21 protein-coding genes and 1 other RNA gene are annotated in these 19,805 nt (G+C 71.1%); 5 read left to right on the top strand and 17 right to left on the bottom strand.

Annotated features, from left to right (window positions below; genetic code table 11):
- Positions 1-2 precede the first annotated feature (2 nt).
- Positions 3-1,139 (top strand): succinyl-diaminopimelate desuccinylase, encoded by a 1,137-nt coding sequence (gene dapE / locus E5N76_RS05100; protein ID WP_235907575.1) that lies wholly within the window; start codon positions 3-5, stop codon positions 1,137-1,139.
- A gap of 50 nt (positions 1,140-1,189) precedes the next feature.
- The gene (locus tag E5N76_RS05105; protein WP_149536226.1) at positions 1,190-1,744 is read left to right on the top strand and encodes a hypothetical protein; all 555 of its coding nucleotides are present in this window, start codon (positions 1,190-1,192) and stop codon (positions 1,742-1,744) included.
- A gap of 187 nt (positions 1,745-1,931) precedes the next feature.
- Here E5N76_RS05105 and E5N76_RS05110 read toward each other — a convergent pair whose 3' ends face one another.
- The 10 genes from E5N76_RS05110 to E5N76_RS05155 form a co-directional block, all read right to left on the bottom strand.
- Positions 1,932-2,144, bottom strand: a complete 213-nt coding sequence (locus E5N76_RS05110) for a hypothetical protein (protein WP_149536227.1) — start codon at positions 2,142-2,144, stop codon at positions 1,932-1,934.
- Positions 2,145-2,150: 6 nt separating this feature from the next.
- Positions 2,151-2,294 (bottom strand): cbb3-type cytochrome oxidase assembly protein CcoS, encoded by a 144-nt coding sequence (gene ccoS / locus E5N76_RS05115; protein WP_149536228.1) that lies wholly within the window; start codon positions 2,292-2,294, stop codon positions 2,151-2,153.
- Entirely contained in the window at positions 2,291-4,648 is a 2,358-nt protein-coding gene (locus tag E5N76_RS05120; protein ID WP_235907576.1) for a heavy metal translocating P-type ATPase metal-binding domain-containing protein, read from the bottom strand. The genes ccoS and E5N76_RS05120 overlap by 4 nt, the downstream gene beginning before the upstream one ends.
- 205 nt (positions 4,649-4,853) lie before the next feature.
- The gene (locus E5N76_RS05125; protein ID WP_149536229.1) at positions 4,854-5,369 is read right to left on the bottom strand and encodes a FixH family protein; all 516 of its coding nucleotides are present in this window, start codon (positions 5,367-5,369) and stop codon (positions 4,854-4,856) included.
- Complete coding sequence (gene ccoG, locus E5N76_RS05130) at positions 5,366-6,949, bottom strand: cytochrome c oxidase accessory protein CcoG (RefSeq protein WP_149536230.1); 1,584 nt, start codon at positions 6,947-6,949, stop codon at positions 5,366-5,368. Before ccoG ends, E5N76_RS05125 begins: the two co-directional genes overlap by 4 nt.
- Positions 6,946-7,818 (bottom strand): cytochrome-c oxidase, cbb3-type subunit III, encoded by an 873-nt coding sequence (ccoP, locus tag E5N76_RS05135; RefSeq protein WP_149536231.1) that lies wholly within the window; start codon positions 7,816-7,818, stop codon positions 6,946-6,948. The genes ccoG and ccoP overlap by 4 nt, the downstream gene beginning before the upstream one ends.
- Positions 7,819-7,830: 12 nt before the next feature.
- Positions 7,831-7,983: a cbb3-type cytochrome oxidase subunit 3 gene (locus E5N76_RS05140; RefSeq protein WP_149536232.1), complete on the bottom strand. Its 153-nt coding sequence runs from the start codon at positions 7,981-7,983 to the stop codon at positions 7,831-7,833.
- A 12-nt stretch (positions 7,984-7,995) separates the two neighbouring features.
- Positions 7,996-8,724 carry a cytochrome-c oxidase, cbb3-type subunit II gene (gene ccoO / locus E5N76_RS05145; protein ID WP_149536233.1) on the bottom strand — a complete coding sequence of 243 codons (729 nt, stop codon included), beginning with the start codon at positions 8,722-8,724 and terminating at the stop codon, positions 7,996-7,998.
- Between the two features lie 13 nt (positions 8,725-8,737).
- Positions 8,738-10,222, bottom strand: coding sequence for a cytochrome-c oxidase, cbb3-type subunit I (gene ccoN, locus E5N76_RS05150; protein WP_149536234.1), 1,485 nt, complete (start codon positions 10,220-10,222; stop codon positions 8,738-8,740).
- A gap of 63 nt (positions 10,223-10,285) precedes the next feature.
- The gene (locus tag E5N76_RS05155; RefSeq protein ID WP_187829987.1) at positions 10,286-11,011 is read right to left on the bottom strand and encodes an urease accessory protein UreH domain-containing protein; all 726 of its coding nucleotides are present in this window, start codon (positions 11,009-11,011) and stop codon (positions 10,286-10,288) included.
- Positions 11,012-11,093: 82 nt separating this feature from the next.
- Between E5N76_RS05155 and hemN the strand changes: the two genes are divergently transcribed.
- Complete coding sequence (gene hemN / locus E5N76_RS05160; RefSeq protein WP_207791863.1) at positions 11,094-12,491, top strand: oxygen-independent coproporphyrinogen III oxidase; 1,398 nt, start codon at positions 11,094-11,096, stop codon at positions 12,489-12,491.
- A gap of 90 nt (positions 12,492-12,581) precedes the next feature.
- Here hemN and E5N76_RS05165 read toward each other — a convergent pair whose 3' ends face one another.
- The gene (locus tag E5N76_RS05165) at positions 12,582-13,061 is read right to left on the bottom strand and encodes a hypothetical protein (RefSeq protein ID WP_149536236.1); all 480 of its coding nucleotides are present in this window, start codon (positions 13,059-13,061) and stop codon (positions 12,582-12,584) included.
- A gap of 185 nt (positions 13,062-13,246) precedes the next feature.
- On the opposite strand from E5N76_RS05165, the gene E5N76_RS05170 reads away from it, so the two are divergent.
- Both E5N76_RS05170 and E5N76_RS05175 read left to right on the top strand, forming a co-directional pair.
- Entirely contained in the window at positions 13,247-14,020 is a 774-nt protein-coding gene (locus E5N76_RS05170) for a Crp/Fnr family transcriptional regulator (RefSeq protein WP_149536237.1), read from the top strand.
- A 39-nt stretch (positions 14,021-14,059) separates the two neighbouring features.
- Positions 14,060-14,623, top strand: coding sequence for a DUF2569 family protein (locus E5N76_RS05175; RefSeq protein WP_149536238.1), 564 nt, complete (start codon positions 14,060-14,062; stop codon positions 14,621-14,623).
- A gap of 41 nt (positions 14,624-14,664) precedes the next feature.
- On the opposite strand, the gene E5N76_RS05180 is transcribed toward E5N76_RS05175, so the two are convergent.
- The 6 genes from E5N76_RS05180 to E5N76_RS05205 form a co-directional block, all read right to left on the bottom strand.
- On the bottom strand, positions 14,665-15,060 hold the full coding sequence (locus E5N76_RS05180; RefSeq protein ID WP_149536239.1) for a VOC family protein: 396 nt from the start codon (positions 15,058-15,060) through the stop codon (positions 14,665-14,667).
- 4 nt (positions 15,061-15,064) lie between these two features.
- Entirely contained in the window at positions 15,065-15,457 is a 393-nt protein-coding gene (locus E5N76_RS05185) for a RidA family protein (RefSeq protein ID WP_149536240.1), read from the bottom strand.
- 388 nt (positions 15,458-15,845) lie between these two features.
- The gene (locus tag E5N76_RS05190) at positions 15,846-17,447 is read right to left on the bottom strand and encodes a fumarate hydratase (RefSeq protein ID WP_149536510.1); all 1,602 of its coding nucleotides are present in this window, start codon (positions 17,445-17,447) and stop codon (positions 15,846-15,848) included.
- A gap of 240 nt (positions 17,448-17,687) precedes the next feature.
- Complete coding sequence (locus E5N76_RS05195) at positions 17,688-18,179, bottom strand: SspB family protein (protein ID WP_149536241.1); 492 nt, start codon at positions 18,177-18,179, stop codon at positions 17,688-17,690.
- A 116-nt stretch (positions 18,180-18,295) separates the two neighbouring features.
- Positions 18,296-18,604, bottom strand: a transfer-messenger RNA (tmRNA) gene (ssrA, locus tag E5N76_RS05200).
- A gap of 7 nt (positions 18,605-18,611) precedes the next feature.
- A complete protein-coding gene (locus tag E5N76_RS05205; RefSeq protein WP_149536242.1) occupies positions 18,612-19,775 on the bottom strand; it encodes a M20 aminoacylase family protein in 1,164 nt (387 codons plus the stop codon).
- Positions 19,776-19,805: the final 30 nt, after the last annotated feature.

Raw genomic sequence — 19,805 nt, forward strand, 5'->3', positions numbered from 1 at the left:
ACTTGTCCCGCAACGCCCCTGCCGACCCGCTGCCCCTGGCCCAGGCGCTGATCCGCTGCCCGAGCGTCACCCCGGCCGATGCCGGGGCGCTGGCGGTGCTGGAGGCGGCGCTGCAGCCGCTCGGCTTCACCTGCCACCGGCTGCGCTTCGGCGAGATCGAGAATCTCTACGCCCGCCACGGCACCGGCGGGCCGCATTTCTGCTATGCCGGCCACACCGACGTCGTCCCGCCCGGCGAGCAGGGCTGGGCGGAGAGCCCCTTCTCCGGTGCGGTGAAGGATGGCGTGCTCTATGGGCGCGGCGCCTGCGACATGAAGGGCGGCATCGCCGCCTTCGTCGCCGGCCTTACCGACTACCTGGCGGCAAACGGCGACAGGCCGGGCAGCATCAGCCTGCTCATCACCGGCGATGAGGAAGGTCCGGCCAAGGACGGCACCATCAAGGTGCTGGAATGGATGGCCGAGCGCGGCGAGATCCCGGACATGGCCCTGGTCGGCGAGCCGACCTCCAAGGTTGCGCTCGGCGACATCGTCAAGGTCGGCCGCCGCGGCAGCATGACGGCCTACATCACCCTCTACGGCACCCAGGGACACAGCGCCTATCCGCAGCGCGCCGACAACCCGATCCACCGCCTGGTCCGCGTGCTGCACCGCCTCACCGCCCAGCCGATCGACCAGGGCAGCGAATTCTTCGAGGCGACCACCCTGCAGGTCACCGGCTTCGACGTCGGCAACACCGCGAACAACGTCATCCCCGCCGAGGCGCGGGCGATGCTGAACATCCGCTTCAACGATTTGCACAGCAGCGCCAGCCTGACCGAGCACCTGCACGCCGCGCTGCAGGCCGAGGAGGCGCGCTACGACATGCGCGTCGAGGTCTCCGGCGAGAGTTTTCTCACCTCGCCCGGCCCCTTCGTCGAGGCGCTGAAGCGTGCCGTCGAGCGCAGCGCCGGCCGTACCCCCTCGCTCGATACCGGCGGCGGCACCTCGGATGCCCGGTTCATCGCCCGCTACTGCCCGGTGGCGGAGCTCGGCGCCGTCGGCGCCACCATGCACAAGGTGAATGAAAGCGTGCCGGTCGCCGAGCTGCGCGACCTCGCCGCGCTCTACCGGACCGTGCTGGAGGAGGTCTTCGCCTGAGCGGCGCGGCCCCGCCCCCTCCGCCGCCGCTGGGTCCGCCGCCGCTTCGCATGGTGATCGAGGCCGGGCTGCGCGGCGCCTTCCTGCTGGCGCGCGGCCGGCCCGAGGGGCTGATGCTCATCGAGGACACGCCGGAGGGGGCGCTGCGCAGCTTCTGGGCCGCGGCGGTCTGCCTGCCCGCCTTCCTCGCCCTCCGCCTCTTCGACTGGGGCCAGGGCACCGCGCCCGGCGGCTCGTTCAGCCTGGCGCTGGCGGCGGAATTCCTCGGCTACGTCGCCTCCTGGGCGGGGTTCGGCCTCGCCTCCCGGCGACTCGCCGCCGTCATGGGGCGGCAGGCGGAATGGCCGCATTTCCTGGCGGCCTTCAACTGGGCGAATGTGGTCCAGTACCTGGTGCTGATCCTGCTGACCGTGCCCGGCGCGGCGCTGCCAGATACGCTCTCCTCCGGCCTCACCTTGGCGGCGGCGGGGTACGCGCTGTGGCTGGAATGGTTCATCGCGCGGGTGGCGCTGCTGCTGCCGGGCGGGCAGGCCATCGGCTTCGTCGCGCTGGACCTGCTGGTGGCGCTGACGGTGCAGCTTGTGGTGAACGGGCTCTCGCCTTAGAGCAAACTCCGATCAGGTGGGAGCACCTGATCGGAGTAATTTGCCCGCCTGAACAAAGACCTAGAGCATTCTCCATGCACCAAGGCGCAGGGAGAATGCTCTAGCCAGGGGCGCTGCCCCGGACCCCGGTGTGAGCTTGCCGCCAGCAGGTTCGGCCAGCCGACGTCCTGCCCGGAGGCGTGGGAGGTCAGCCTTGCCGGGCCAGCTTCTCGCCCTCGTCGAAGCCGCGCTTCAGCAGGAAGAAGCCGAAGGCCAAGCCGAAGCCCAGCAGGCCCCAGCCGAAGACGCCGATGCCCAGATCCCGCGCCTTCGCCGCGGCCACCAGCCCCAGCAGCGCCAGCAGCCCGGACACCACCAGCAGCACCACCCGAAGGACCGGGAATTGCGGTTGGACGGCCATGAGACCTCACTCCTTCTCGTCGAATAGGATGCGTGCGGCCGCCCCGTCCGGGTCGTCATACTGCCCGGTGCGCAGCGTCCACACGTAGAAGATCAGGGCCAGCAGCCCCAGCAGCAGGGCCAGCGGCACCAGCACGGTCAGCACATTCATCGCGTGGCCTCCCTCCCCAGCTTCAAGGCGTTCAGGATGACGATCAGCGAGGAGGAGGCCATGACCAGCGCCGCGATCAGCGGCGTCACCAGCCCCAGCACCGCCGCCGGTACCGCCACCAGGTTGTAGATCAGGCTGAAGCCGATATTCTGCCGCGCCGCCGCTTGCGCCCGCCGCGCCGTGGCGATGGCGGCCGGCAGCGCCGCCAGCCCCTCCGCCCGCAGCACCAGGTCGGCGGCGGTCTGCGCCAGATCCGTGGCGCCGGCCGGGCTGGCGGAGGCATGGGCGAGCGCCAGCGCCGCCGCATCGTTCAGCCCGTCGCCCAGCATCAGCGGCTTGCGGCCCTCGGCCAGCAGCGCGGTCAGCCGCGCCGCCTTGCCCGCCGGCGTCACCCCGGCGCGCCAGTCCGGGATGCCGAGCAGCGTGGCCGCCTCCGCCACCGCCGGTGCGGCATCGCCGGAGAGCAGCTCCGTGGTCAGGCCGAGCTGGTGCAGCGCGGCGACGGCCGCCGCGGCATCCGGCCGCAGCCGTTCGGCGAAGCGGAAGGCGATCGGCGCTGCCGTCTCATCCTTGCGCCAGTAGAGAGTCAGCCCGTCGGCCCGGCCGGGCAGGCCGCAGAACGCCGCGCTGCCCAGCCTCTCCCGGCCGCGCCGCAGGCCGGCGCCCGGCACTTCCTCCACGCCCATGGCCGGCACCGCCTCCGGGCAGGCGCGCAGCAGGGCGCGGGCCAGCGGATGGCGGCTGCTGGCCGCCAGCGCGGCCGCCGCCGCCAGCGCCCCGGCCGGCCGCCGTGGATCCGGCAGCAGGGCAGGGGCGCCCAGGGTGAGGGTGCCGGTCTTGTCCAGCACCGCATGGTCGCATTCTGCCAGCCGCTCCAGCGCTGTGGCGGAGGTGACCAGCACCCCGCGCCGGAACAGCGCTCCGACCGCCACCACCTGCACCGCCGGCACGGCGATGGCGAGGCCGCAGGGGCAGGTGACGATCAGCGCGGCGACCGCCGGCACCAGCGCCGCCTGCCAGGAGACGCCCACCCAGAGCCACCAGCCGAGGAACGTGGCCAGCGCCACCGCATGCACCGCCGGCACGTACCAGGCGGCGGCGCGGTCGGCGATCGCCACGTAGCGGCCGCGCGCCTGCTCCGCCTGGGAGAGCAGCCGGGCGAGCTGGGCCAGCGAGCCTTCCGAGGCCGCCGCGGTAACAAGCTGGGTAAAGGCGGCGCCGAGATTGACTGCTCCGGCCGGCAGCGCTTCGCCCGCGGCGAAGCGGCGCGGCAGGCTCTCGCCGGTGGAGGAGGCGGTGTCCAACAGGGCCTCGCCGGCTTCCAGCACGCCGTCCAGCGCCAGCCTTTCGCCCGGCGCCACCAGCAGGCGGTCGCCGGGCCGTACCGCCTCGGCGCCGAGCCGCTCGGCGCGGCCATCGGCGGCCAGCCGCGTCACCTCGGCGGATTGCAGGGCCAGCAGCTCCGCCCCGGCCTGGCGGGCCCGCTGCCGCGCCGCCCGGTCCAGCACCCGGCCGCCCAGCAGCAGGAAGAGCAGGGCGGTGGCGCCGTCGAACCAGGTATAGGGGCCGTTCCGCAGCGCCTCGGACAGCGACATGGCGGTGGTTGCCAGCACGCCGAGCGAGACGGCGAAATCCATGTTCACCCGGCCGGCGCGCAGCCCGGCCCAGGCGGAGCGGTAGAAGGGCAGCCCGGCCACCAGCACCACCGGCAGCGCCACCAGCGCGGCCAGCCAGTGCAGCAGGGCGCGCGTCGCCTCCCCCATGTCGCTGCCGGCCCAGACGGCGACGGAGAGCATCATCACATTGGTCGCGCCGAAGGCGGCGATGCCGAGCGCCCGGAGTAGGGCGCGGCCCTCGCCATCCTCCGCCGCCTTCAGGCAGGCGGCCGACCAGGGCGCCACCTGGAAGCCGAGCCGCGCGACCAGCAGCGCCAGCGCCTCGGCCCGCGCGGCCGGGCCTTGCCAGGTGATGGAGAGCCGCCGCGCCGTCAGGCTGGCGCGGGCGCGGGTGACGTCGGGCTCGGCGGCCAGGGCCTGCTCCACCAGCCAGACGCAGGCGCCGCAGGTCAGCCCGTGCAGCATCAGGTCCAGGCTATGGGTCCCCTCCCGCCCGGGCACGGCGCGCGCCGCCCAGTCCACCGGCGGCAGCTCCGTGGGCTTCTGCGCCCCTGCCGCGGCTTCCCGCCGCCGGTAGAACGCGTCCAGCCCCAGCCCGGAGATGAGCGCCGCCGCACCCTCGCAGCCGGCGCAGCAGAAGCGGCCCGCACCCGGCGGCACCGGCGCGCCGCAATGGGCGCAGGCGGCGGCGGAAAGGCCGGGATCGGCCGGGGTGAGGGTAGCGGGCTGCATGGTCATGACGGCCAGCGATCCAGATAAGGAGAAAGATCGGGGGCGCTGCCCCCGAACCCCCGCCGGGGCCAGGACCTGGCCCCGGACCCCGGTCCAAGTTTCAGATCCGACGGTTCAACCTGCCGACTCGGACCGGGGTCCGGGGGGTGGTCCACCCCCCGGCGGGGGTATGGGGGCAGAGCCCCCATTCTGCCTGCCCGGGCGGGGCTGCTCACGGCAGCACCAGCCGCTGGCGATACTCCCAGCGGTCCGCGCCGGTGAAGAGGGTCAGGATCGCCTCCCACTGGCCGGGATCGGCGGCGAGCGGCGCGCGCCACAGCCCGGGACCAGCCGGCGCGAAATCCAGTACCAGGCTCTCCCGCGCCAGCGGCCGCTGCAGCCGCGCCGCCACGGTGACATTGGCCGGGAGAAGCACGCCTGCCCGGTCCCGCGCCCGCAGCAGCAGCGCGCCTTCTTCCACCGTCAGCCGGGCCTGCCAGCCGAGCGCCTGCTGCCGTGCCGCCTCTTCCAGCACCTGGCTGTAATGCCGGCCGCGGTCATAGGCGCCGCCCGTGGTGGTGCCGGTGTAGGTGCCGAGCGCGGCCCAGACCAGCGCCAGGTTCACCGCCACCACTACGCCCATGCCACCGACGAAGACCCAGGGAATCCAGCGTCCCTTCCGCGGGTCGGGAGCTGCGCCGCCGGCTTCGCGCGGCGCCGCGGGCCCGGGCGAGAGGATCGCGCTCATGGCTTCGGCCGCAGGAAGACGGTGGCGCGGCTGGCCAGCGCGTTGCCGCCGCCGGGCGGCAGCAGGCGGATGGTCAGCGGGGTGCTTTCCCCCTCCGGCAGGGCGGCGGCGGGGGTGGTGACCAGCAGCCGCCATTCCGCCACGCCATCCGCCCGGGTAGCCACCAGCGGCCGCCCGGCGGCATCCGTCCCCGGCCCATCCAGCACCTGCCAGGTGGCGCCGCGCGGCAGGCCTTCCACCTGCACTGCGAGCTGCGTGCTGGCGTGTCGCCGGTCGGAGAGCTTCAGTGCATAGCCGTTGCGGATGCCGCCATCGGAAAGGCGGACATAGACCGGCTGGCGGTCCCGCAGCACGTCCAGCGCCACATCCTGTCGCGTTGCCAGCCCATAGAGCATCAGCGCGCCAACCACCGCCACGACGCCGGCATACATCACCGTGCGCGGTCGGATCAGCTTCGGGATGCGCCGCGCCGCCATGCCGGGGCCCAGCCGCGCCTCGCCGGCCGGCAGCGCCCTGGTGGCGGCGGCGGAGGCGGCGAGGTTGGCATCCGTCTCGAAGGCGATCAGCCCCGGCGCGCGGTGCAGCTTGCGCATGATGTCGTCGCAGGCATCGATGCAGAGGCCGCAGCCGATGCAGCCCATCTGGTAGCCGTCGCGGATATCGACGCCGGTGGGGCAGGCATGCACGCAGGCGCCGCAATCGACGCAGTCGCCGATGGTCTGCGGCATCGCCGCTTCCGCCAGCGCCGCCACCGTGGCGCTGCGGCCGGCCGGCGCGATCTCCGTCAGCGCCTTGCCGCGGTCCCGCGCCTTGCCGCGCTTCTCCCCGCGCCAGGCGCGGTAGGCGACGACGAAGCTGTCGGCATCCAGCATGGCGGACTGGAAGCGCGGCCAGGGGCACATATAGGTGCAGACCTGCTCCCGCGCCCAACCGGCCAGCAAATAGGTGGTGAAGGTGAAAAGCAGCATGAAGCCCAGCACGCCCATCGGCACCTGGAAGGTCAGGAACTGCATGAAGAGGGTCGGCGCGTCGTTGAAGTAATTGACCCAGGCGCCGCCGGTGGCCTGGGCGATGAACAGCCAGGCCGCATGCTTCGCCACCTTCCGCCCGCGATCCTGCCAGCTCCAGCGCGGCTTGCGGTCGCGCCGCATCCGGGCGTTGCGGTCGCCCTCGATCCAGCGTTCCACCAGCATGAAGAGGTCGGTCCAGACCGTCTGCGGGCAGGCGAAGCCGCACCAGACGCGCCCTGCCACCGAAGTCGCGGCAAAGATGGCGATGGCGCCCAGCACCAGCAGGCCGGTGAGGTAGTAGACCTCCTGCGGCCAGATCTCGAGCCAGAAGAAGAACAGGCGCCCATGCGCCATGTCCACCAGCACCGCCTGGTTCGGCAGGCCCGGGCCGCGGTCCCAGCGCAGCCAGGGCACCAGGTAGTAGACGCTGAGGCAGAGGATCAGCACCGCCCATTTCACCTGCCGCACCGTCCCGTGCACCGCCTGCGGATAGACCCGCTGGCGCGCCGCATAGAGCGGAACGTGCTGCTCGTCCGGGGCGAGCTGGTCGGGCGACGGGATGGTGGTCATTGCCCTTCGGTCCCGCCCAGGCTGTGCAGGTAGACGACCAGCATGCGGATCACCGCCGGGTCCAGCCGCGCGCCCCAGGCCGGCATCACGCCGGCGCGGGCGAAGGAGATGCTGCGCACCACGCTCGCCTTGTCGCCGCCATAGAGCCAGACGGCGTCGGCGAGGCTCGGTGCGCCGAGCTCGCGGTTGCCCTCGCCGCGCTCGCCATGGCAGGCGACGCAATTCTCGGCGAAGAGGGGTGCGCCGCGCGCCGCCGCGGTGGCGTCGGTGCCGCGGCCGGAAAGGCCCAGCACGTATTCCGCCACGTCGTTCACCTGCATCGCGGTCAGCATGCCGTCCGCCAGGAAGCGCGGCATCTGGCTGAGCCGGGTCTCGGCATCGTCCGGGGCGCGGATGCCGTGGCGGATGGTCTGCTCGATCTCCGCCAGATGCCCGCCCCAAAGCCAGTCGTCATCGGCCAGGCTGGGGAAGCCGCCCGGCGCGCCCTGGCCGCCGGCGCCATGGCAGCCGGCGCAGGTGTTGCCGAAGGCGGTGCGGCCACCCGCGATGGCATAGGCGCGCAGCTCGGGATCGGCCAGGATTTCCGGCTGGCTCGCCTGGCGCAGCCGCGCCAGCATTGGTTCAGCGGCCGTGATGCGGGCGGCGTGGTCGGCATCCGCCTCCTGCCGCGCAATGCTGCCGAGCAGCCCGGTGCCGGTGAAGGGCAGCGCCGGGTAGAGCACCAGCCACACCACCGAGAACAGGATGGTGGCGTAGAAGGTCCAGAGCCACCAGGTGGGCAGCGGGGTGTTCAGCTCCTTCAGCCCGTCCCATTCATGGCCCGTGGTGGTGGTGCCGCTATGGGCATCGCGTTCGGGTGCATTCGCCATGGCGGCGATCTCCTATTCGGCATCCCGCAGCGGGATCTGCCGCGCGGCATCGAAGGATTGCCGGCGCGCCGGGCGCAGGGCCCAGACGGCGATGCCGGTGAAGAGCACGAAGAACCAGACGATCCAGAGCGTCGCCAGCGTGCCGTGCAGCTCGATGAGGTCCATGGTCCGCGCCTCCTATTGCTGCCGGAGCTGCTCTGGCGTGACTTCGGAGAAGTCGACCAGGGTGCCGAGCATCTGAAGGTAGGCGACCAGCGCATCCATCTCCGTGATGTGCGCGGAATCGGCATCGGCATCCATCTGCCGGGCGCGGGCGTAGCGGCCGCCGAAGCCGGTGCCGTCGCTTTCCGGCCGCGCCTGGGCTTCCAGGTCGGCGCGGGCATTGGCGATCTGCGCCTCGGTATAGGGCACGCCGACGGCGCGCAGCGTCGCCATGCGCTCGCCGATATCGCGGTAGTCCAGCGGCCGGTCGAGGAAGCCGTAGCCCGGCATGATGGAGGCCGGCACCACGCTGCGCGGGTCGCGCAGATGCAGCACATGCCACTCATCCGAATAGCGGCCGCCGACGCGCGCGAGATCCGGCCCGGTGCGCTTGCTGCCCCATTGGAAGGGGTGGTCGTACATGCTCTCGGCAGCCAGCGAGTAATGGCCGTAGCGCTCCCGCTCGTCGCGGAAGGGGCGGACCATCTGGCTGTGGCAGACATAGCAGCCCTCGCGGACATAGATGTCGCGCCCCGCGAGCTCGAGCGGCGTGTAGGGGCGGATGCCGCCGACGCGCTCGATGGTCTGCTCGACGGCGAAGAGCGGGATGACCTGCACCAGGCCGCCGATCGAGATGGTGATGAGGGTGAGGATGCCGAGCAGGATCAGGTTCCGCTCGATCTTCGCCTGGTTGAGGCCGAACATCGCGGGCTTCTCCTTACGCCGCGGCCGGGGCGGCAGCCGCCTGGGCGGCGGCACTCGCCTCCGCCGGGCTGCTGCTGACCGAGCGCCAGAGGTTGTAGGCCATGAGCAGGGCGCCGCTGAGGTAGAGCAGGCCGCCGAGCGCGCGGATGACGTAGTAGGGATGCATCGCGGCCACCGTCTCCACGAAGGAGTACTGCAGGAAGCCGAGATGGTCGTAGGCGCGCCACATCAGCCCTTGCATGATGCCGCTGACCCACATCGCGGTGATGTAGAGCAGGATGCCGAGGCTCGCGACCCAGAAGTGCCAATTGGCGAGCTTCGCCGACCAGAGCTGCTGGCGGCCCCAGAGCCGCGGCACCAGCCAGTAGAGCATGCCGAAGAGGATGAAGCCGTTCCAGCCGAGCGCGCCGGAATGCACATGGCCGATGGTCCAGTCGGTGTAGTGGGAGAGCGCATTGACCGCGCGGATGGACATCATCGGCCCCTCGAAGGTCGCCATGCCGTAGAAGCCGACGGCGGCGACGGCGAAGCGGAGCGCGGGGTCCGTGCGCAGCTTGTCCCAGGCGCCGGAAAGAGTCATCAGCCCGTTGATCATGCCGCCCCAGGAGGGCATCCAGAGCATGATGCTGAACACCATGCCGAGGGTCTGCGCCCAGTCCGGCAGCGCAGTGTAGTGCAGGTGGTGCGGGCCAGCCCAGATGTAGAGGAAGGTCAGCGCCCAGAAATGGATGACCGAGAGCCGGTAGGAATAGACCGGCCGCTCCGCCATTTTCGGGATGAAGTAGTACATGATGCCGAGGAAGCCGGCGGTGAGGAAGAAGCCCACCGCGTTGTGGCCGTACCACCACTGGATCATCGCATCCTGCACGCCGGCGGCGGCGACGTAGCTCTTCGTGCCGAACAGGCTGACCGGCAGGGCGGCGTTGTTGCCCAGATGCAGCACGGCGATGGTGATGATGAAGGCGAGGAAGAACCAGTTCGCCACGTAGATATGGGGCTCTTCCCGCTTCAGGATGGTACCGCCGAACACGACCAGATAGGCCACCCAGACGATGGTCAGCCAGAGATCGGCGTACCATTCGGGCTCGGCGTATTCCTTGCTCTGGGTGATGCCGAGCAGGTAGCCGGTGCCGGCGATCAGGATGAAGAAATTATAGCCCCAGAAGAGGAACCAGGCAGCGTCCTCGCCGCCGAACAGCCGTGCCCGGCAGGTGCGTTGCACGACATAGAGCGAGGCGAGGAACAGCCCGTTGCCCCCGAAGGCGAAGATCACCGCCGAGGTGTGCAGCGGCCGCAGCCGCCCGAAGCTGGTGTATTCCAGCCCGAGATTCAGCGCGGGCCAGGCGAGCTGCGCGGCGATGAAGAGGCCGACGGCGAAGCCGGCAATGCCCCAGAAGACGGTGGCGATGGCGAAGGCGCGCAAAGGCGCCTCCACATAGTCCGGCTGGCGCCGCGCGACGAGGGGGGGCGAATCCGCGACGGCGGAGACATCAGGCATGGAACATGCTCCTTTCGGCGATGCCGCAATGGCATGCGGCCGCGACGGGGGCCTTGACGAAGATCAAGCGAGCCTCCGGAAGGCGAGCGCCGCGAGCAGGCCGCCATTCAGCAGCAGCAGCAGCGCGGCAGGAGTGGCGAGGCGGGCGCCGAGGCGGCGGCCGAAGAAGCGGCCGAGCAGCGCGACGGCAGCGAGGGCGGGCATGGTGCCGAGGGCAAAGCCGGCCATGCCGAGTGCCCCCGCCGCGGCGCTGCCGCTGCCCGCGGCGCCGGCCAGAGCGGCGTAGAGCAGGCCGCAGGGCAGCAGGGAGAGCATCAGGCCGAGCGTGAAGCCGCGCCCCGGCCCGGGTGGCCCGGCGAGCAGCCGCCCGGCGGCGCCGAGCGGCAAGGCGGGCAGGGCGAAATGCGGCACCCGCCCGGCCAGCACCGGCAGCCGCGCCGCGCCCTGGGTCAGCATCAGCGCGGCGGCCAGGCCGAGCGGCAGGGCCAGCAGCCCGCGTGGGGCGATTTCCGCCACCGCCTGGCCCGCCCCGCCAGCCACGGCGCCGAGCGCCATATAGCCGGCCATCCGCCCGGCCTGGTAGGACAGCAGCAGCACGCCGGACAGCCGCCGCAGCGCCCCGCCTTCCAGCCCGCCACCGGTCGCGACCTGCGCCATGACGAACGGGCCGCACATGCCGGCGCAATGCCCCACCCCCCCGGCAAGCCCGGCCAGCAGCATGGCGGCGAACAGGGAGGGGAAGGCCTCGCCGCCCAGGGCGGTCAGGGCGTGCAGGCAGTTGGCAAGCATGCGGCAGCATGGCGCTGCCTGGCCTCGCCTTTCCTTGATCCAGGGCAATGACCGCGGCGGCCCGGCGCGGAAGATGCGGCCCATGATGCAGCACGACGCCCACCTCGCCGCCGACCTGCTCCTCGCTGAGGCGAGGGTCCCGCGCTACACCAGCTATCCCACCGCCGCCGGCTTCGCCCCGCTGGAGGAGGCGCAATACCGGGACTGGCTGGCCATGGACATCGCGCCGGGCGATGCGCTCTCCCTCTACGTCCATGTGCCCTTCTGCCGGGCGCTCTGCTGGTATTGCGGCTGCAACACCCAGGCGACGCGCTCCGAAGCCCGGATCGCGGCTTATGCGGAGGCGCTGCAGGAGGAATTGGCGCTGCTCGCCGCCGCCCTGCCGGCGCATGGCGGGCTGGGCCATCTGCATCTCGGCGGCGGCACGCCCTCCATGCTCGGCGCCGAGGGCATCGCCCGGCTGGTAGCGGCGCTGCGGTCACGGCTCGGCCTCCGCCCGGGGGCGGAGCTGGCGATCGAGCTCGACCCCCGGCATGTGGAAACCGAGCTGGCGGAGGGGCTGGCGGCCGCCGGCTTCAACCGCGTCAGCCTCGGGGTGCAGGACATCGCGCCGGAGGTGCAGGCGCGGATCGGCCGGGTGCAGCCGGAAGCGGTGGTGGAAGCGGCGGTGACGCGGCTGCGCGCCGCCGGCATCGGGGCGATCAATCTGGACCTGATGTACGGCCTGCCCGGGCAGGAAGCGGCGCAGGCGGCGCGCACGGCGGAATTCGCCGCGGCGCTGCGCCCTTCCCGGCTGGCGGTGTTCGGCTATGCCCATGTGCCCTGGATGAAGCCGCATCAGCGGGCGATCGATACTGCCGCCCTGCCCGATGCCGCGGCGCGGCTAGACCAGGCAGAGGCGGCGGAGGCGGTGCTGCTGGCGGCGGGCTATGCGGCGATCGGCCTGGACCACTACGCCCTGCCCTGGGATTCCCTGGCGGTGGCGGCGCGGCAGGGGCGGCTGCGGCGGAATTTCCAGGGCTACACCACGGATGCCGCGCCCGCTTTGCTCGGCCTTGGCGCTTCCGCCATCGGCCAGCTCCGCAGCGGCCAGGCGCAGAATGTGGCGGCGGCGCAGGAATGGCAGGCGGCGGTGGCCGCCGGCCGGCTGCCCATCCGCCGTGGCGTGCCGAGCAGCGCCGAGGACCGGCTGCGCTGGCGGATGATCGAGCGGGTGATGTGCGATTTCAGCCTCGACCTCCGCCCTGGCACCTGGGGGCAGGGGGCGGCGGCGGTGCTGGCCCAGGCGGCGCCGCGGCTGGCGGCGCTGGAGGCGGCGGGGATGCTGGTCCTGGACGCGGAGCACCTGTCCCTCACCTGGCGCGGCCGGCGCTATCTGCGGCTGGCGGCTGCCTGCTTCGACGCCAATCCGCAGCCCTGGGAAGGGCTGCTGCATGGCCCGGCGGCGGCGGGCATGGCGCGGCATTCCGCGGCGGTGTGACCCTTTGCCCCCGCGACGTCGCCGCGTACCGTCGCGGGGCGCCGGCCTTCAGAGCTTCATCCTGTCCGAGATGGCACCGGCACCTGGCCGCTACTCGCCTTCCGCCCCGCCCACCGGCTTGGCCAGCAGCGTGGCCGCCGGCTTATGGCCGCCCAGCCGCAGCCGGTCCGCCAGCATGGTTGCATCCGGGTAAAGCACGGACCGCACGCTGCGGCATTGCAGCCGGGCCGCGATCCGCTCCAGCTCCGCCGTCAGCGCGTCGATCACCGGGGCGGCGTCCAGCAGGTCCATGGCGATGATGTGCTCCGCCGTCAGCACCCGCCCCTCCTCCAGGTCATGGTCCTGCCGCCAGCAGCAAAGGCCGGAGGGGAAGGGTCGGCCGATGTGGCGTACGGTCGTCACCCCCTCCCGGTTCGCCCGGCCGCGGCCGGCGGCCCGCCGGGCGAAGCGTAGCCAATCGGCCAGCGAGACCCGGGGCGCCACCGCCCGCACCAGCGGATAGGCGGGGCGGAATTCCGCCGGCTGCAGCGGCGCCACGATCAGGCTCGGCGGTTCGGGCAAAGGGGCCATGCGCCCTTCTAGGCGTCTGCGGCCCGCTGCGACCTTGTTTTGGATCAATCGCTTGGCCGCTTCCCCTTGCCATGGCGGGTCCCGGCCTCTAGCTTGACGACGCCGCAGCCTGTGCCGGGTGCATGACACGCTAGGCACCCCGGGATCACCGCCGGACGGCCACCACCCGAATCAGGGATGCCGCGATGAGGCCCATCAGCCCCGCCCCGAGGCCGCAGCTCGGCACGCCGGCCACCGGCATGGCCGCCCTCGCCGTGCCCGATCCCTGCGCGCATTGCGACGCGCGGCCGGTCTCCGTCTGCTCCGCCCTGGAGGAGAAGGATCTCCACCGCCTGGCCGCCCTGGCCGAGGTGCTGGAGGTGGCGCCGGGCAAGACCTTCATCGCGGAAGGCGAGAAGCCCGAGCATTTCTTCAACGTCACCGGCGGCACTGCCAGGCTGTACAAGCTGCTGCCGGATGGCCGCCGGCAGATCACCGGTTTCGCCCGGCAGGGGCATTTCCTCGGCCTGGCGGTGGGAGAGGCGAATGCCTTCTCCGCCGAGGCGCTGGAGAAGGTGTGGGTCTGCCGCTTCTCCCGCACCCGGCTGCGCCAGGTGCTGGACGACTTCCCCGCCTTCGAGCGCCGCCTGCTGGGCACCGCGGCGAACGAGCTGGTGGCGGCGCAGGAGCAGATGCTGCTGCTCGGCCGCAAGACGGCGCGGGAGCGCGTGGCCTCCTTCCTACTCGCCCAGGCGCGGCCGCTGCGCCCCTGCGACGCGCCGCCCGGCCGCTTCCATTTGCCGATGACCCGGACCGATATCGCCGACTACCTCGGCCTGACCATCGAGACGGTGAGCCGCACCATGACCCGGCTGAAGACCGAGAAGCTGATCGCCCTGCCGAGCCCGGCCGAGGTGGTGCTGCTGGACCGCGCGCGGCTGGAATCGCTCGCCGGCGGCTTCGAGGAAGAGCGGTTCTGATCCGGCGCCCGATGCCGGCATCCGGCGGCTGAGGGTCGGATGCAGCGTTTCTCGCTGGTCCATTGGGTGGCCGTCCTGGCCCTCATCGCCTTCTATGCCGTACCGATCGGGCTGGCGATCGCTGGGGCACGGCGGGAGAAGCGGCAGGGCCGCGGCCTCGGCCCGGGCTTCAAGGGCTGGCTGTTCCTCTTCGTGTGGGGCCTGTGGGTCGGCTTCATCGCCTATGCCTTCTCGATGCTGGGCTATTACTGGGGCCCGGATGTCGGGGTGGCCTTCGGCGTCATCCCTGGGGTGATGATCGTCGAATCGGCGCAAAACCTCCTGCTTGGGGTGGCGCTGGTCGTGCTGCTCTGGCTGGCGATGGGGAAATCCCGGCATTTCCGCTGGGGCTGGGTCGCGCTGGTGCTGGTGGCGGTGGTGAATTATCCGCTGAACCTGCTGATGGTGGTCGCCGCGCTGAACCGCCAGGACATCGCCTTCGACCCCTTCGCCGAGCAGGGGCTGGGCGATCTTGCCCGCTGGCTGGGCACGGTCCTCTTCATGGCGGTCTGGACGGTCTATGTCTTCCGCTCACGCCGCGTGGCGCTGACCTTCACGCGCTGAGGGGGCACGCGCTGAGCGGGCACGGCGCTGACGCCGCCGGTTCAGGAGTAGGTGGAGACTTCGATGAGGTTGCCCTCCGGGTCGCGACAATAGACCGAGCCCATGGGGCCGAGCGCGCCGGTGCGGGTGACCGGCCCCAACTCGATGGTCAGGCCGCAGCCCTGCAGATGGGCGAGGATGTCCTCCACCGGCACGGCGGTGACGAAGCAGAGATCCTGGCTGCCCGGCACGCAATGCTCTGCCGCCAGCCAATCGGCCTGGGAGGCCTCGAAGGGTCGGAGGTTCAGCTTCTGCCCGCCGAATTTCAGGGCGATGCGCGCCGGATGGCCGAAATCCTCCCGCTCCATGCCGAGCACCCGCTGGTACCAGGAGGCCATGGTCTCGAGGTCACGGCAATTGATGACCAGATGGTCCAGCCGATCGATGGAAAAGCGCATGGGGTTAGCCCTTCTTCGGCAGGCGGGCGGTGACCTCGATCTCGATCAGCATCTCCTCGCCCTGCAGCCCGGCGACGATCATGGTGGAGACCGGCCGCGCCTGGCCCAGATAGCGCTTCACCACCGGCCAGCAGGGCGGCCAGTCTGCCCGGTTGGGCAGGATGTAGAAGGCCCGCACCACGTCATCGAGGCTGGCCCCGGCCTGGGCCAGCGCGCGGGCGATGTTCTCGAAGCACTGCTCCGCCTGGGCCACCACGCCCTGGCGCAGCGTCATGGTGCTGTAGTCGAAGCCGGTGGTGCCGGAGACCCAGACGTAATCGCCATCGATGACGGCACGGGAATAGCCGATCTGCTCCTCGAAGGCGGAGCCGGAGGAGATGCGTCGGCGGTCAGGCATGCGGAGTCTCCCGGGCGGCGGCGGATTTCCGCATAGGGGGGCGGCGGGCGGGAGGCAAGCTTTGCCTTGGAAGCGGCCTCTTCCGGCCGGGCGGAGGCGCTTTCAGGCGTCTTCGACGGCCGCCATGGGCACCCTCCGCCATCGCCATGGGGCGGCTTTCATATCGGGGTCGAAGCGGCGCAGAACGCGGTGCCGCTTCGCGGCGTCGCCATGGCTGAGCCTGAGCTGCGTTCGGCGGCATCGAGCGTGCGGCTTGCCCGCCCGGCCGCGATGCCGGTCACCGGGAGCGCGGCCCGATCGGGTGCCCGGCCTGTTGCAGCGCGCGCCGGCCGGGCCGGGCTGTCGCGCCTGTCAGGTCAGCATGCGCTAAGCCCGGCAGGGCGAGGGGCTATTCCAGCCCCTCGTAGAAATCGTGGCCCTTGTCGTCCACCACGATGAAGGCGGGGAAATCCACCACCTCGATCCGCCAGACCGCCTCCATGCCGAGCTCCGGATATTCCAGCACCTCGACCTTCCTGATGCAGTCCTGTGCCAGCCGCGCGGCCGGCCCGCCCACCGAGCCGAGATAGAAGCCGCCATAGGTCTTGCAGGCGTTCAGCACCGCCTTGCTGCGGTTGCCCTTGGCCAGCATCACCAGGGAGCCGCCGGCCTTCTGGAAGGCCTCCACATAGCTGTCCATCCGGCCGGCCGTGGTCGGGCCGAAGCTGCCGGTGGCGAAGCCCTGCGGCGTCTTCGCCGGCCCGGCGTAATAGACCGGGTGGTTCTTGATGTAGTCCGGCAGCCCCTCGCCGCGGTCCAGCCTTTCCTGCAGCTTGGCATGGGCGATATCGCGCGCCACCACCATGGTGCCGGTGAGGGAGACGCGGGTCTTCACCGGATACTTCGACAGCGTCGCTCGGATCTCGTCCATCGGCTGGTCGAGGTCGATCTTCACCACCTCCCCGCCGAGGATCGAATCCGTCGCTTCCGGCAGGTAATGCGCCGGGTCGCGCTCCAGCGCCTCCAGGAACACGCCCTCCGGCGTGATCTTCGCCTTCACCTGCCGGTCGGCAGAGCAGGAGACGCCGATGCCGATGGGCAGGGAGGCCCCATGCCGCGGCAGCCGCACCACCCGCACGTCATGGCAGAAATACTTGCCGCCGAATTGCGCACCGATGCCCAGATTCTGCGTCAGCTTGTGCACCTCCGCCTCCAGTGCCGTGTCGCGGAAGGCGTGACCGGATTTGTCGCCGCTGGTCGGCAGGGCATCGAGCCACTTCGTGCTGGCCAGCTTCACCGTTTTCAGCGTGGTCTCCGCGCTGGTGCCACCGATGACGATGGCCAGGTGGTAGGGCGGGCAGGCACTGGTCCCCAGCGTCTTGATCTTCTCCTCCAGGAAGGACAGCAGCTTCGGCTTGTTCAACACCGCGCGGGTCTGCTGGAAGAGGAAGGTCTTGTTGGCGCTGCCGCCGCCCTTCAACACGAACATCAGGTGGAATTCGTCGGCATGATGCTCGCCGGGCGCCGCCATGATGGAGAAATCCACCGGCAGGTTGTTGCCGGTGTTCACCTCCTCGAACATCGAGAGCGGCGCCATCTGCGAGTAGCGCAGGTTGGTCTCGGTATAGGTGCGGTGGACGCCGTAGGAGAGCGCCTCCTCCTCGTCACTCTCCACCCAGACGCGCTGGCCCTTCTTGCCGAAGACGATGGCCGTGCCGGTGTCCTGGCACATCGGCAGCACGCCGCCGGCGGCGATATTGGCGTTCTTCAGCAGGTCGAGCGCGACGAAGCGGTCATTCGCGCTCGCCTCCGGATCCTTCAGGATGTTGGCGAGCTGCTGCAGATGCGCCGGGCGCAGCAGGTGGGAGACATCCTTGCAGGCGGCGAAGGCCAGCGCCTCGAGCGCTGCGGGCTTCACCTTGAGGATTGTCCGCCCCTCGACCTCGATGGTGCTGACGCCCGGGATGTCCAGCTTGCGCCAGGCCGTGTCGTCGGCGCCCAGCGGGAACATCGGGCTGTAGCGGAAGTTCTCCGGCCTGGCAGGGGCTGGGTCGGAAGCAGCGTCGAGGGGAGGGGTCACTTGCGATCTCCGGGCCTGGCCCCGGTTTACCGCCAGGGGCCGGACCAGCCAAGCTTATCGCCGGCAACTTCCTCCCCTGCGCGCAGGGGAGGGCTGGAGGGGCGGCGCCACTTGGCGAGGCGCCTTGCCCCCCCCCGCCCTGACCTCCCCTGCAGCGCGGGAAGGGGGCGGCTAGTCCCGCTTGCGGCGGAAGGCGTCCAGGCTGACCACCTGCGGCTTGGCCGCGGCCGGGGCGGCCTGGTCCACATCAGCAACGGCCTCTGGCACCGGCGCCTCAGCCGGTTCCGGCGGCTGGAAGCGCAGGCCGAAGCGCACATGCGGGTCCGCAAAGGCGGTCAGCGCCGCGAAGGGGATGGTCAGCATCGCCGGCACCCCACCGAAGGACAGCCCGACCGAAAAGCCGGTCCCCGCGCTATCCACACTGAGATCCCAGAATTTGTGTTGCAGCACGATGGTCATCTCTTCCGGGTAGCGGGCCTTCAGATGCCCGGGCAGGGAGACGCCGGGAGCATCGGTCCGGAAGGTCAGGTAGAAATGGTGCTCGCCGGGCAGGCCATGCTTGGCCGCATGCTGCAGGGCGGCACGCGGTACGGCCCGCAGCGCTTCCTCCGTCCAGCGGGAATAGGGCAGTTGGCTGTCCGGTGGCGAGGCGGTCTCGGTCATCAGGCGGGTCCTCTCACCCTCTTCTGGGCGCGGGCATGGCAATCCCCATGCCTGGCATAGCGCATGCTGTGCATAGGCCATGCCGTGGAAGCACGGAAGTGTGAGTGGAAAATGAAGGTGGGGGGCTTCTGTTGCCCGGCGCCCCCCGAGCCGCGCTTAACGCTGCTGTTTAGGCAGCGACAGCGAGTGCGTCGTTGTCGTTCGCACTTGGATTTGGCCCGATAACGGCGGAACCATGCCGGGCAAAAACGATCCCTTTACCACGCGCGTCGAGCCTGTTTCGCCCCCATGGCCCCGCTGAGCGGGTGGTGGAGGCGCCGGGCACTGCCCCCGGGTCCGCAACGCTTATTCCAGACCGCGTTTATCGCCATAGTCACCGAGGTGACGGCAGGCATATAGCGACTCCCAAGGCGGAATTCGAGTCCCCAGGCGTTACAAATCGCCTCGCAGCCCCCGCTCGACCACCCGGGCGAAGAGGGCGGCGCCATAGGGAATGGCGGCGTCATTGAACTGGTAGCGCGGGTTGTGCGGCATGGCGCCATCCCCGTTGCCGAGATGGATATAGGCTCCCGGCACCTTTTCCATCATGAACGAGAAATCTTCGGACCCCATACCCGGAGGCTTGTCCCGCGCCACCCGCGCCTCCCCCACCAGCTCCGCCGCCGCAGCGGCAATCGCCTCGGTTGCTTCCGCGTCGTTCACCGTCGGCGCGAAGATCAGCCGCCAGTCGAGCGTCGCCACCGCCCCGAATCCCGCTGCCACGCCGGCGGCCACGCGCTGCAGCCCCTCCTCGATCTGCTGCGCCACCTCGCGGGAGAAGAAGCGGGCAGTGCCGGAGATCGTCGCGGTTTCCGGAATGACGTTGTAAGCCTTGCCACCCACCACCTTGGTCACGCTGATCACCGCCGCCTCCCGCGGGTTGATGTTACGGGAGACGATGGATTGCAGCGCCGCGGTGATGTGGCAGGAGGCGAGGACGGGGTCGATGCTCGCCTCCGGCCGGGCGCCATGGGCGCCCTTGCCGGCGACATGGATGTCGAAGAAGGCGCCGCCCGCGGCGGTCGGGCCCTGGCGGACGGCATATTCGCCCACCGCCATGCCGGGCCGGTTGTGCATGCCGAAGATCTGGTCGCAGGGGAAGCGCTCGAAGAGGCCATCCTCCAGCATCGCCAGGGCGCCGCCGCAGCCCTCCTCGCCGGGCTGGAAGATGAAATGGACGATGCCGTCGAAGTTCCGCGTCTCCGCCAGGTAGCGCGCCGCCCCGAGCAGCATGGTGGTATGCCCGTCATGCCCGCAGGCATGCATCTTCCCCGGCACGGTGGAGCGGTAGGGGACGTCGTTCAGCTCCTCCAGCGGCAGCGCGTCCATGTCGGCGCGCAAGCCGATGGCGCGGTTGCCACGGCCGTTGCGCAGGACGCCGACCACGCCGGTGCCGCCGACGCCGCGATGCACCTCGATGCCCCAGCTCTCCAGCTTCTCCGCTACGATCGCCGCCGTCCGGTGCTCCGCCATGCCGAGTTCCGGATGGGCGTGCAGGTCCCGGCGGATGGCGGTCAGCTCGGTGTGGTGGCGGCGGATGGCGTCGAGTGCGGACATGGCAGGGCCCCTGGCGCGAAGGCGGACATT

This window comes from Siccirubricoccus phaeus (assembly GCF_008360935.1).
Classification (GTDB): Bacteria; Pseudomonadota; Alphaproteobacteria; order Acetobacterales; family Acetobacteraceae; genus Siccirubricoccus; species Siccirubricoccus phaeus.

Coding starts and splice junctions, on each gene's coding strand:
- ccoG (WP_149536230.1), bottom strand. CDS start 6,949: ATGACCACCATCCCGTCGCCCGACCAGCTCGCCCCGGACGAGCAGCAC.
- E5N76_RS05125 (WP_149536229.1), bottom strand. CDS start 5,369: ATGAGCGCGATCCTCTCGCCCGGGCCCGCGGCGCCGCGCGAAGCCGGC.
- E5N76_RS05165 (WP_149536236.1), bottom strand. CDS start 13,061: ATGGCCCCTTTGCCCGAACCGCCGAGCCTGATCGTGGCGCCGCTGCAG.
- E5N76_RS05155 (WP_187829987.1), bottom strand. CDS start 11,011: ATGCTTGCCAACTGCCTGCACGCCCTGACCGCCCTGGGCGGCGAGGCC.
- E5N76_RS05185 (WP_149536240.1), bottom strand. CDS start 15,457: ATGCCTGACCGCCGACGCATCTCCTCCGGCTCCGCCTTCGAGGAGCAG.
- E5N76_RS05120 (WP_235907576.1), bottom strand. CDS start 4,648: ATGACCATGCAGCCCGCTACCCTCACCCCGGCCGATCCCGGCCTTTCC.
- E5N76_RS05110 (WP_149536227.1), bottom strand. CDS start 2,144: ATGGCCGTCCAACCGCAATTCCCGGTCCTTCGGGTGGTGCTGCTGGTG.
- ccoN (WP_149536234.1), bottom strand. CDS start 10,222: ATGCCTGATGTCTCCGCCGTCGCGGATTCGCCCCCCCTCGTCGCGCGG.
- E5N76_RS05180 (WP_149536239.1), bottom strand. CDS start 15,060: ATGCGCTTTTCCATCGATCGGCTGGACCATCTGGTCATCAATTGCCGT.
- E5N76_RS05105 (WP_149536226.1), top strand. CDS start 1,190: ATGGTGATCGAGGCCGGGCTGCGCGGCGCCTTCCTGCTGGCGCGCGGC.
- ccoO (WP_149536233.1), bottom strand. CDS start 8,724: ATGTTCGGCCTCAACCAGGCGAAGATCGAGCGGAACCTGATCCTGCTC.
- E5N76_RS05175 (WP_149536238.1), top strand. CDS start 14,060: ATGCAGCGTTTCTCGCTGGTCCATTGGGTGGCCGTCCTGGCCCTCATC.
- hemN (WP_207791863.1), top strand. CDS start 11,094: ATGATGCAGCACGACGCCCACCTCGCCGCCGACCTGCTCCTCGCTGAG.
- E5N76_RS05190 (WP_149536510.1), bottom strand. CDS start 17,447: ATGTTCCCGCTGGGCGCCGACGACACGGCCTGGCGCAAGCTGGACATC.
- ccoP (WP_149536231.1), bottom strand. CDS start 7,818: ATGGCGAATGCACCCGAACGCGATGCCCATAGCGGCACCACCACCACG.
- E5N76_RS05195 (WP_149536241.1), bottom strand. CDS start 18,179: ATGACCGAGACCGCCTCGCCACCGGACAGCCAACTGCCCTATTCCCGC.
- ccoS (WP_149536228.1), bottom strand. CDS start 2,294: ATGAATGTGCTGACCGTGCTGGTGCCGCTGGCCCTGCTGCTGGGGCTG.
- E5N76_RS05140 (WP_149536232.1), bottom strand. CDS start 7,983: ATGGACCTCATCGAGCTGCACGGCACGCTGGCGACGCTCTGGATCGTC.
- E5N76_RS05205 (WP_149536242.1), bottom strand. CDS start 19,775: ATGTCCGCACTCGACGCCATCCGCCGCCACCACACCGAGCTGACCGCC.
- E5N76_RS05170 (WP_149536237.1), top strand. CDS start 13,247: ATGAGGCCCATCAGCCCCGCCCCGAGGCCGCAGCTCGGCACGCCGGCC.